Genomic DNA, 11,986 nt, shown 5'->3' with positions numbered 1-11,986 from the left:
GGACTGCCGGGTGGCGACCTGTATGCGCCAACCACCGGACGAAGACCGGTGCGTGCCTTGCTGAGATGAGCCGCAGCAACAAGCGAACCAATTGGCCGATCGATCCCGCTCGGCGTCCGGCCTTGTCCGGGTGCAGGAAATATTCTTCCCCAATCTCTATCCCGATGGCTTCGGCGTGCGTCATGCCGAACGCCGCTTTCAACTCGTCGAGTCGTGCCAGTGAACCTGGACCCCATCCGGCGTCGAACGCTGTCCGGAAGGTGTTCACACGCACACAAGGCGACGACTCGGAAATTCAATCATGCACTCGCTCATACTCATCGCGGACGACGGACCGGAAATGTCGTCAACGCTCGATACCTGCCTGACGCGCAACGGGTTTCGCACCTTTCAGACCAACACCTCCCAGACTGTGCTTGCCACGCAACTGAACCTGAAGCCTGATCTGGTCATTCTCGACGTCCGTGAACTGCGTGCGGATACCCTGGAAATGCTGGCCAGGCTTCGACGACAAAGCGATACCCCCATCGTTGTCGTTTCGGCGTGTGATCTGGACAGGGAGCGGTTGCGCGCACTGCACGCCGGCGCTGACGACTACATCGTCAGGCCGTTCAACCCGGATGTGGTCGTCGCGCGATTGCTCACGATGCTGCGCCGCTCCGGTGCGCTCGCGCCTGAACGTCGTCTCCGGGTGGGCGCGCTCGAAGTCGATACGGAAAGCTATAGGGTGTGCGTGCGGACGTGCTCCGGTGAAACGCCGGTATCCGTGACACTCGTCGAATTCCGCCTGCTGGCTCACATGGCCAGGCTGCCGAATCGTGCCTTTACGCGCATCGAATTGCTCAATGCGTGCATGTCAGACGTGAGTGCATCCCCACGCACCGTCGACAGCCACATGACCCGGCTACGGAGAAAGCTGGTGGCCGCAGGGGCGTCGGGCATCCTGGAAAGCGTGCACGGCGTCGGCTATCACCTGAGAAAACCCGGCTGACAGGAGGGTGCCGGTCGTTCTGTCGAGCCGTACAACCTCGAATCCGTCTCGGGTCTGGAAGGCTTCGAAGCAGCGAGCCGCGCGTCACGATCACGGCCCGCTGCGTCAGTCAAACATCGGACGCTTACTGTGCGACGACCCCGTCGCGAGAAAAAATCAGCCACTTGTCGTCAAGCGAGGGGAGGGCCGCGGTGTACGTCGTGCCGGTCTCGGTGTGCACGCGCTGGAACGTCTTTCCATCGTCGGTGCTCCGAGCCTGTAACCCGTCGACACCGACCGCCAATACCGTGGAGCCTCTCGACGCAAGCGAGGTGATCGAATTCTTGGTATCGAGCGTCGCGCGTGACCAGGTATGGCCGTTGTCGTCGCTTCGCATCAACGTGCCGCGCAGCCCGCCGACCAGCAGCACACCGTTGGGCAGTGCCACACCGCACCAGAACGACCCCTTGTAACCGGTGTCCACGCTCTCCCAGGTGTTGCCCTTGTCCTTGGAGATAAAGAGTTGCCCTTTCTCGGCCGTAGCAAAGATCTCGCCGTTGCTGTTCGAAAAAAGACCGAACAGATTCAGGTCCGACTTCTTGCCATTCGGAAGAACGGCTTCTCTTTTTGTCCAGGTCTTGCCGCCGTCATCAGTGACGAGGATGAGCGACCAGAGTCCGACGGCCACGCCGTGGTTGGCATCGATGAAGTGAACGCCGAACAGCGGGCGATCCTCGGTCGTCGCGAGTCGTTGAATCTCCCACGTCTCGCCGCCGTCGGTCGTCTTCAGGATCGCGCCCCAGTGGCCGACTGCCCACCCTGTCCTGGCGTCGATGAAACTGACGGACGTCAGCGTCGAGCTCACGGGCACGGCCTTGGCCTGACGGTACGTCGCACCGCGGTTATCGGACAGAAGAATGATGCCGTTCGCTCCGACGCTGACCACCCGCTGGCCGGCCCACGTGGCATCCAGCACGGGCGACTGGGTCGCAATGCTGGACTGGACGGCCGGAACGGGCCTGAGTTCCGGTGCGGCTACCGCGCTTTGCATGCCGCCCAGCAGCGCTCCAAGGACGACGGTACCCGCCGAAATTGAGCGAACCTTGTGATATAGGGTCATGGAATCCTCTTCTTCTTCAATGTGCGAGCAGGCCGGGTGCGCGCGCGGGCCGACGCCGCGGGAAGATGCGCTCGAGCCAGACGGCGAAGGCGGGCAGAACCGTCATGGCCATGACCATGTTGACGATGAACATGAATGCCAGGAGCTTGCCCATGTCCGCCTGGAACTTGAGCTCGGAGAATGACCAGGTGGCGACGCCGATCGCGAGCGTGATCGCCGTAAAGATGGTGGCCGTCCCGATCTCGAGGATCGATTGTTCGAGCGCCTTGACGATTCCCACGCCGTTGGCGAGATGCAGTTGCAGTCGGTTGTAGATGTAGAACGCATAGTCGACACCGATGCCCACTGCCAGCACCATCACGGGTAATGTGGCGACGGTCAGGCCGATCTGCAGCTCCTTCATGAACCAATACCCGATGAACGTGCCGATCGTCAGCGGCAGGCAGCATGCGAGGACGGCGCGCAGGTCGCGGTACGTGACGAGGACGAGCAACACGATCGTCGTATAGACGTAAAGCATCATCGGCAGCTCGCTGCGCTCGATTTCGTCGTTGACCGCGGCCAGCACGCCGGCGTTTCCGGACGCGAGCCGGATCTTCACGCCAGGCAGCTTGTTCGTATCGCGGAAGTGCTTCGCGGCGTTGATCACCTGGGTGATCGTGGTCGCCTTGTGGTCCGCCAGATAGATGTTCACCGCGGTCATGCTGCAGTCCTTGCGCATGACGCCGGGCGTGCGGGCCACCTCGCCGGCCAGCGACGAATAGTTGTCGGGATCGATGGGGATCGCCGACATCTTGGGATTCCCTTCGTTGTAGCCCTCGTTGTATTGCCGCAGCAACGACGAGAACGAAACGACCGACAATACGCCGGGAACGGCACGCATCGACCAGACGAAGCGATCCTGATAGGCGCCGACCTCCACGTTGTTGCAAGACTGGGGAGGCGCTTCGAAGACGATGGAAATCCAGTCCAGGCCGACGTCGTAGCTCGACGCAATGGACACCGAATCCTTGTTGAACCGGGCGTCGGCACGAAGCTCGGGGGCGCCGGCCTGCAGCGTGCCGACGACGCGATCCCGGCTTTCCCAGGCCGCCACGCAGAACACCACGACGGCCGCCAGCAGGATGATCGCGGCATTGCGCGGAATGGCGACTTTTGCGAGAACGCGGAGCACTCGGCCACGACGAGCGGCATGCAGTTCGGCATTCTTTGCATAATTGCCGTCGACCTTGAGCAAGGACGCCGCCAACGGAAGCATCACCAGATTCGTGACGATCTTGTATGCCACGCCGAGCGAAGCGGTGATCGCGAGCTCGCGGACCATCGGAATCGGAATCAGGATCAGCGTGACGAAGGAAACGAAAGCCGTCACCAGGGCAAGCGTCCCGGGAATCAGGAGCCCGCTGAAGCTGGATCGCGCGGCTTGCTCCACCGACTTCCCGTGAGAGATTTCACGCACGATGAAATTGATCTGCTGGACGCCGTGCGAAACGCCGATCGCGAACACCAGGAACGGAACCAGCACGCCCAACGGGTCGAGCCCGTAGCCGAGGAGGTGCAGCGTACCAAACTGCCAGACGAGCGAGAGCAGCGAACACGTCAGCGGCAGAATCGTCAGGCGGACGGAGCGGCAGTACCAGTAGACAGCCAACGCAGTCAGGAGCAGGGCGATCGCGCAGAACTTCAGGACGGATGACGCGCCGTTGGCGATATCGCCGATCTGTTTCGCGAAGCCGATGATCTGGATCTCATAGTTCGAATCCTCGAACTTGGATCGCAGTTGCGATTCGAGCGCCTGATCGAATGCCACATAGTCGACCCGTTCGCCTTTCGCATCCAGCTCGTTGAGGTCGGCGGTGACCATGGCACTGCTCTGGTCGCGAGACACGAGGCTGCCGACGAAACCACCCTGGGCGGTCGAGCGCGAAATGGCACCGACCGTGTTGCTGTCGAGCTGATCGGGCGTCACGGTGCCGGGAATGAGCGGGTCGGCCCGGAATCCGTCTTCGGTAATCTCGTTGACGAATGAATTCGGAGTCCAGAGCGATTGAACGCTGCTGCGAGACACATTCGGCAGAAACGTGACCGCCTGGGTGACGTCATACAGGCGCTTCAACGCGGCGGGCGTCCAGATGCTGCCCTTGCGGGCCTTGACGACGACGATCAAGCGATTGGCGCCGAGCAGATCGCCTCGGTACTCATTGAACGTCTGGGTATATTCGTGGCCAAGCGGAAGCTGCTTCTCAAACCCTGCATCCATGCGAAGCTTGACCGCGAAGCAGGCCATGACGACCGTGAAGATAACCAGAAGTCCCAGAACGAGACGCCTGTGACCGAACAGCGTATTTTCCAGCGAATGAAGAATTCTTAGCAGCTTGCTGGGTCGGGCTGCGTCGGAAACAGGCGTTTGATTCATATTGACCTCAGAAATTTCGAGATGCGACGATTGCCACGAAGTCCCTGTCACGTAGCGGGTTGGCCAGAGGGTTGGTCGGGCCCATGAAGCGGGTGTAGTTCAATGCGACCTGCCAGTTCGCCGGGTTCTGTATGAAATTCACATACAGGTTCATGGCCGTCACGCCGCGCATGAACTGGGCATTCACGTCCGGCGTATTGCCGAACAGGCCGTAGCGGATGTATATCCCCGGATTGACCTGCCACCCGGGAATGACGGTGCCGTCATAAACCCAGTTGAAATCGACGTCGATCCCGCCGGAGTATTTCGTCCCCTGTGCACTACCCGGCGAGTTGAGTGCGCCGGTCGCGAACAGATCATTGAACTCATTCCCCCACAGAAGCGCACCCGGAGAGATCGGCGACCCGCCATAGCTCTTGTGAAGCCCGGGATAACCGATGATCACCGTCTCGGTCGTCAGCGTGGCGGTCTGCGCGCCGAGCAGCTTGAGGAACGCGCCGGAATTGCCCGGCTGGAGCGAGTAGAGGGTAGTCAGGTGCCACTGGAATCGCTTCTCGTCGACCCAGCAGTTTCCGCCTTGCGCGACGCATCCGCTGGCCGGATTCAGCGGAACGGCATCGCGCGGGCGGTACGAGAGCTCGGTGCCGATTGCCCAGTCGCCAACGGGGAAGTTGGCGCTGACACCGATCATGTGACGGTCTTCCGGAAATCTGAAGACGGTCCCACCCGTTGAACTCAGCGAGACTTGCGGGAACTTGTCGTGGTACGCGATCGTGTAGAAACCGAGATTCAGGTCCGTGCCCGCCGGCTGGTAGCGAATGGAAAAACCATACTGCCCGCCGTTTTTCGGATGGATGGTCGCGACGCCATACGCGTTGTTGCCAGGACCTACGATCTGATTGGACCAATAGCTGCCAACCGGCGGAAGGTAATTCTGATTCCAGTTGCTTTGGATGTACCCTTCGACGTTCACGCCGTGACCCACGCCAGACGCGACACTCAGTATCGGTGCCGGCAGGATGAATTCCTTGACCTGCGCGCCAGGTTGCGAGGCGCGATTCACGTCGATCGCGTTCGTTGCATTGACCCCCCCGACTTCCCAGATACTTTCGCCCCAACTGACGACCTGATTACCCACACGGATGCGAGCAATCTGGTCGCCTACGTTGAACTGCTTGCTCACCCACAGATCCAGCAAGCGCGGCTTGAAGCGGATGTTTTTCTGGGCGTCGGACGTGAGCCCGCCGCTCAGGTTCGGCGAAGGGTTGTAGAAAAGGTCCTGTCCGCTGGATGCACCTGTCGTGTGGGTACCCGAGTAGTCGTATTGCCAGGTGCCACGTGCCATGAACGTCAGCCCCTGGGACGGCATCTTCAGGAGCAGCTCGTGGCTGCCCTTGAGATAGCTCGTGAATGGATCTCCCTTGCCGTAGTTGATGTCGCCCTGATCGGAGAGGCCACTCAATTGACCGAGTCGGCCGCCACCGGTCTGCGCACCGGTAGCCTGGTTGTAGGTCGGCGATACGAGGTTGCTGCTGGGCGAGGCGGTTCGAATCCCGACGCCCGCCGACACCGTCGAGTCGAAACTACCTTCGACATTCCCGATCGTGAAGGTGAAGGCGTGCGCGCTGCCGCACCCGAGGGCGACAAGCGCCGAGATCGCCGCGCGCACGAAAGCCACACTGGATCGGGGCTGAAATGAGGAGGTGGTAGCCATTTGGTTTCGGCACCTGTCAACGCTCGCTCAACGCACGGAGATTATCGGCGTTGTAGAAGCTCGGCTTGTAGTGTTGGTCCGCCGACGAGTCGACCGACCACTTCGCGTCCCGTCCGGCCGCGAGCATCGAACCGTCGACGAGGTACCGGCCATCGACGAGGTTGTATTGAGCGAATGCAAGCGTGTCGCAGCTGCCCGTCTCATACACCGGGATGATGTAACCCTCGCGGACCTTCGAGATGTTGCCCTGTGCGTCGTAGTCCACCGCGCCGAGGTAGCTCCAGCTGTCTTCATCGACGTAGAACAAGCGCTTGGGAGCCGTATGGCGCATCCCCTGCTTGACCGTGGCTTCCACGACCCACACGCGATGCAGTTCGTAGCGGCGCTTCGACGGATTCACGAAGTCGGGGCCATACGCACCTTCGAATTTGTCAGAGAAGTCGTACATGCCCAGGTCGTTATAGGTAACGATCATTTCCTTCTTGCCCAGCAACTTCCAGGAGAAGCGGTCCGTCTGTCCGGAGAAAACCAGCGCTTCATCCATGTTGTACTGGTTGTCGAATCCAATCTGGGGGGCATCGTAGGCGTACGACGGCATGCGGCGGGTGCGGCGCTGCCCCGGGAAGTAATAGAAGACTTCGGTCGGCTTGCCGGCGTAGGTCGTAAAGATCGCGGCCTGGCCGGCAATGGCCGCCGGGGACTTGTAGGCGTAATAGGCGTTGCCTTCGATCTGATTGACCTTCTCGAACGTCGTCCCGGCTTTGTCACCCCACGGCTGGTAGATCCACGCGTCGGAAACGTTCTTGATCCAGTCGGACGAGCCCTTCCGGGGCGAGACGACGGTGATGATGTCGCGCATCTCGACGCCGGCGCCGCGGTAGTGCAGCTTCGCATTCCACATCACCTCCGCGCCGGTCTTGGGTGCGGGGAAGGGGTAGCCCGGGAGATGGGCATCGGCGAGTTCCGATCCGTCCGCAGACATCTTGGCGAAACCCACGTTGTTCTTCGTATTCTCCGCGACGAAATCGGGGACGCCACACGTGCGCCGGGACGGATAGACCGGCATCGTGAAGCCCTTCAGGTTCTTCAGCAGCGCAATTTGACCCGGGTTGAGCTTGTCCGCGTATTTGTCGACATTGCTGGCGTCGATCGTGTACAAGGGCTTGTCGGCCTTGTATTTGAAGAAGTCCGCGCGGCGCTTGCCGTAAGTCCAGCCCGCCCCGACGTTACCGACGGGCGTCCATGCGGGAATCCCGCTCGCGGTGCCGGCGACTTCGGCGCCCGACGGCGTATGAGCCGAATCCGTACCTTCCGCCAGCGCACCGGTCAAAGTCATCGCGACCGCGGAAGCGATGACGGACAATTTCGCTGCCGATCGGATGAGCGAAGCAGATTTCTTGAAAGCATGAGTCTTGACCACGGCTATCTCCTTGACCTTGACCAGGTAACGTGCGCCCGCCAAAGGGTTGTGCATGAGCGAATGCGGATGAACGGTCTGAAAGTTCTGTCCGTTTGTTAGCTATGCGAAATGAATGAAGGTGCGTTATTGATGTTGTTTTCTTGAATCGACGAATGCCAGGTCATCGTCGTCACGCTGGCGTTCGTATTGCCCGGCACGCTGGTGGCGTGCCGGACGGTATTTCTAATACATGAAGCTATTGGGCACTCGACGAAGCCGGACCGACTCCATACGAGCGCCGCTCTTGAGTGAGGTCCGGCTTATGCGGGGACCGACGAGAAGTATTCAGCCGGCTGCGCGTGCCATCCTGCCCAGCGTTTCTCCCAATAGAGGTTGTGAATCTTCTCGGAGATCGGGCCGGGGCCGGGGCCGTTGCGGTTGCCGAGCGGCTGGTCGTCGACGGAGCTGATCGGCATGATCCCGCCTGCCGACGACGAGGTGAACGCTTCGTCAGCCTGGCGCAGCTGCGTCGCGGTGTACTTGCCGATATTCACCTTGATGCCGAGCTCGGTGGCGATATCGAAGACGCTCTGGCGCGTGATGCCCAGCAGGCAGCCTTCGGCGGGGGTATGGAGCTCTCCGTTCTTGATGAAAAACACGTTCGCACCGGCTGCTTCGGTGAGGTTGTCGTCTTCATCGACGAGAATCGCCCAGTCCTTTTCCTGCGTCATGGCTTCGAAGAGCGCGAGCTTCATGTCCATCCAGTGGAAGTTCTTGGCCGTGGGATCGACTGCCTTCGCGGAAATCCGGTTGTACCGCTTGCTGATCAGCAGGTTCGAGCCGCGCGTGCGGACCTCGTCGTCCGCCTGGAAGAAGAACGGCACGGCGAAGGCAAACATCGCGTTCTTCATTGCGCTGCGGTCGCGGCGATCGACGCTCAGCGGGCCGCGGGTGACGCACCACCATACGTACGCGTCCTTCAGGCCGGCGTTTCGCACGAGGTTGTGGAGAATCTCCTTGACCTGCTCGCGATTGAACGGATTCTCGAGGAAGAACTTGGCCGACGACTCTTCCATGCGGCTGAGGTGATCGTCGAGCCGGAAGAAGTTGCCTCGCGAGACGGTGACGACATCGTAGGCCGCGTCGGCGTGCAGGAATCCCGCGTCGACCAGCGGGACGGTCGCTTCGGTGATGGGTACATAGTTGCCGTCGCAGAAAGCACTGCCATCTTCGTAGCGGGGTTCATGCGGAGCGCGAGCATGCAGCGGGTTCTCATGCATGATCTGCTGGACTTGAATGATTGCCATGGTAATTACCTTTCGCTCCTGAAGGAGAGTTGTCGTTCGACGGTGACGTCAAAAAGCGTCCGGATCGCGGTGCGCTACTTTGCGGATTGCTTACTTCCTGGCTATCCGGCGTGAATTCTGTCACGTGACTGGATCAAATGACCGTGTAGTAGAAAAATATTGCTCGAAAAATTCCTTGTCGATGAAGGTTAACCCTCTGTGATGCCCGCTTGAGTACGCGAACGGCGAGCAGACCTGTCATCGCCGTCCACCGATTGCCGAACGTTCGCGCCACCAGATGCATCCGATCGGTCCGGGAAAAGTGGCTCGGCCCGTCGTGTCGCGAGCATCACGGGAAGTCGCGTTGTGGCCCGGTCTTCATTGCTGTTCGGTCGCACGCAGTGCAGACCTTTTCTGCAGCAGCATTGCGATTCGTTTCCTGGAGCGTCTTACTTTGAAGTGCCGGTGGCAATACTGATTATTACTGAGTCACGTGACTGGGCCAAATGATCAAAAAAGGCGATAGTATGGATCTTCCAGGGCGATTCCGTGGCTGAAGACTCGCCCTCGAGACCAACTGACATGGAGCGAGCTGATGCCGATTTTTGAAGCAGACCATCTCCGCCGCGCGTTCATCGGCGGGCGATGGGTGGAGCCGGCGAACGGTGGTGTTGAGCACGAGATCATCAATCCGGCGACTGGCGAAGTCTCCGGGGTGTTGCTGTTCTCTGACGAAGCGGATGTGAATCTGGCGGCGAAGGCGGCGAGCGAAGCCTTCGCCGCATTCTCGAATACGCCGCTGGTTGAGCGGCTCAAGATGCTCGAGAACGTGATTGGTGCATACACCGAGCGGTTGCAGGACATGGCGGACGCCATCACGCTCGAGATGGGCGCGCCGATGGATGCCATTTCCCGTCCGCTTCAGGCGGCGCTGGGGCTCTGGCACCTCCATACGACCCTGGAAGTTGCAAGGCAGTACCCGTTCGAGCGAACCCAGGGCACGTCGCGGATCGTGAAGGAGCCGGTTGGGGTGTGCGGGTTGATCACGCCCTGGAACTGGCCGATGAACCAGGTCATGTGCAAGGTTGCGCCGGCACTGGTGGCGGGTTGCACGATCGTGTTGAAGCCCAGTCAGAATGCGCCGTACTCGGCCATTGTTCTCGCCGAGATTCTTGAGAAGGCTGGCGTCCCTCCTGGTGTATTCAATCTCGTACAGGGCGCCGGGCAGCGCCTCGGAAGGGCGATTGCTGCCAGCCCGCTGATCGACATGGTATCGCTGACGGGTTCGACGAGCGCCGGCGTGGAGGTGGCTCAGGCGGCAGCGACGACGATCAAGCGGGTGACGCTGGAGCTGGGCGGAAAATCGGCGAACATCATTCTCGATAGCGAAAACTTTCAGCAAGGCGTCACGCATGGGGTGCTGCAGATGATGGCCAATTCCGGTCAGACATGCACCGCGCCATCGCGAATGCTGGTGCCGGCGCACCGGCTCGAGGAGGCGGAGCAGATTGCAGTCGCGGCGTGCGGGCAGGTCGTCGTCGGCGATCCGCGCGATCCCGGTACCACCATGGGGCCGATGGCGAACCAGCGCCAGCATCAAAAGGTGCAGGACATGATCCGGGTTGGCCTCGACGAGGGCGCAGTGCTCCTGTCGGGTGGGCTGGGCAATCCTCCCGGGCTTGAACGAGGCTACTACGTCAAGCCGACGGTCTTCAGCCGCGTGAACAATCGCATGAAGATCGCAACCGAGGAGATTTTCGGCCCCGTCCTGGTGATCATCCCGTATCAGGATGAGTCAGACGCCGTCGCCATCGCCAACGACTCGCCGTACGGCTTGTCCGGCTACGTCTATGGAGACTCGATCGAACAGGCGGAGCGTGTCGCAAGAAGATTGCGGACCGGGATGGTGCATTTGAACGGTGCGTCCGTCGATATCGCGGCACCGTTCGGTGGGTACAAGCAGTCTGGCAATGGCCGAGAGTGGGGCTACGCCGGTATCGAGGAGTTCCTGGAGACGAAATCCATGTTCGGTGCGGCGCCGGGTGCCGTCAGCTAGCTGGAAGCGACGCCGGGCGCCCTTCTCGGGTGGGTGCCCGGCAGTATGCGGTCGTTCATCTACGGAACGATGACAAGAGCGAAGCCTCGCATGGGGCGGGTTGCCGAGCGAGCATGCATCGCATGGGCTCGGGGAGGTTGCCGGCTTTTGGCGCAATGGCGCGCCGCATCGATTTTCAAATCGGTACCGTCGAGTTCGAGACGGAGGTGGCAAACGCTTCCAAAGCTGAACTTGCGTTATCCAGGTTCGCCCTGAGCTGGCGGATATTCGTGTCCGCGTGCCAGCTGTTCAGCAATCCGTCGATCAGGATGATGCTCATTCTGGCGACGGGTTCGATCATGTCATGGTTGACTTGTGGCGCGCACTTGTCGAAGTAAGCGATCGTACGCTCGATAGTCTGCGCATAGGTTTTCAACGCGAAATCGGGGCGATGACGCTCTGCCCACTGGATCAGTTCGGACTGTGCCCGAGCGTAAGAGGGATGCTGCACGAGCCATTCGACCATCTTGCGCAGCTGCCATCCGGCGAGTTCGCCGAAAGACTGGAATTCAGTATTGGCGGGGGCATTCGTCGCGAGCAGATCAAACAGGGATTCGTAAACCGCGTCGAACAGATCGTCCTTGGTATGGAATACATAGTGCAGCGATGCCAGAGGGCAGCCTGCGGCTTCGGCGATTCGCCGCGTGGTGGCTCCAGCGACGCCGTGCGCGGCGATCACCTCAACGGCGGCGTCAACAAAATCCTGTCGCCGCAACGCAGCGCGAACTCTTGTCATTGGTAAACTCCGGTACCCGAAAACCCTTTTTCTTCGTGATACATGGTCAAGTGACCATAACGCTCGTGAATTATGTCGGCTTCTTGAAAGTTTGTCCATGGACAGGCCGGGTCACGGGTGCCCCGACCATCCAGTTCACTTGATCGAGTCGATTCCGGGGAATATGATCGCGTGACTTGATCAAATGATCGGTCAACGTTAAGCAGACAGAGGTGTGCTGTCGATGGAGGTAAACCCGTGAGCGCTGCAC

8 protein-coding genes are annotated in these 11,986 nt (G+C 60.5%); 2 read left to right on the top strand and 6 right to left on the bottom strand.

From position 1 onward, the window contains the following. The first annotated feature begins 301 nt into the window (after window positions 1–301). Window positions 302–991: a response regulator transcription factor gene (locus ACN8ZM_RS36455; RefSeq protein ID WP_420212864.1), complete on the top strand. Its 690-nt coding sequence runs from the start codon at window positions 302–304 to the stop codon at window positions 989–991. A 124-nt stretch (window positions 992–1,115) separates the two neighbouring features. On the opposite strand, the gene ACN8ZM_RS36450 is transcribed toward ACN8ZM_RS36455, so the two are convergent. From ACN8ZM_RS36450 to ACN8ZM_RS36430, 5 genes are all read right to left on the bottom strand, one after another. Continuing rightward, on the bottom strand, window positions 1,116–2,090 hold the full coding sequence (locus ACN8ZM_RS36450) for a WD40/YVTN/BNR-like repeat-containing protein (protein ID WP_420212863.1): 975 nt from the start codon (window positions 2,088–2,090) through the stop codon (window positions 1,116–1,118). 16 nt (window positions 2,091–2,106) lie between these two features. Continuing rightward, window positions 2,107–4,506, bottom strand: coding sequence for an efflux RND transporter permease subunit (locus ACN8ZM_RS36445; protein WP_043185723.1), 2,400 nt, complete (start codon window positions 4,504–4,506; stop codon window positions 2,107–2,109). A gap of 7 nt (window positions 4,507–4,513) precedes the next feature. Further along, entirely contained in the window at window positions 4,514–6,220 is a 1,707-nt protein-coding gene (locus ACN8ZM_RS36440) for a DUF1302 domain-containing protein (RefSeq protein WP_420212862.1), read from the bottom strand. Window positions 6,221–6,236: 16 nt separating this feature from the next. Continuing rightward, window positions 6,237–7,556: a DUF1329 domain-containing protein gene (locus tag ACN8ZM_RS36435; protein WP_089454269.1), complete on the bottom strand. Its 1,320-nt coding sequence runs from the start codon at window positions 7,554–7,556 to the stop codon at window positions 6,237–6,239. A gap of 383 nt (window positions 7,557–7,939) precedes the next feature. Continuing rightward, on the bottom strand, window positions 7,940–8,926 hold the full coding sequence (locus ACN8ZM_RS36430) for an aminotransferase class IV (protein ID WP_420212861.1): 987 nt from the start codon (window positions 8,924–8,926) through the stop codon (window positions 7,940–7,942). A 574-nt stretch (window positions 8,927–9,500) separates the two neighbouring features. Between ACN8ZM_RS36430 and ACN8ZM_RS36425 the strand changes: the two genes are divergently transcribed. Continuing rightward, a complete protein-coding gene (locus tag ACN8ZM_RS36425) occupies window positions 9,501–10,961 on the top strand; it encodes an aldehyde dehydrogenase family protein (RefSeq protein WP_420212860.1) in 1,461 nt (486 codons plus the stop codon). A gap of 175 nt (window positions 10,962–11,136) precedes the next feature. Here ACN8ZM_RS36425 and ACN8ZM_RS36420 read toward each other — a convergent pair whose 3' ends face one another. Next, window positions 11,137–11,736: a TetR/AcrR family transcriptional regulator gene (locus ACN8ZM_RS36420; protein WP_420212859.1), complete on the bottom strand. Its 600-nt coding sequence runs from the start codon at window positions 11,734–11,736 to the stop codon at window positions 11,137–11,139. Between the last annotated feature and the right edge of the window lie 250 nt (window positions 11,737–11,986).

It is taken from the genome of Burkholderia aenigmatica (genome assembly GCF_048627025.1).
Taxonomy (GTDB): Bacteria; Pseudomonadota; Gammaproteobacteria; order Burkholderiales; family Burkholderiaceae; genus Burkholderia; species Burkholderia aenigmatica.
This window is presented reverse-complemented; position numbering and strand designations above follow the sequence as displayed.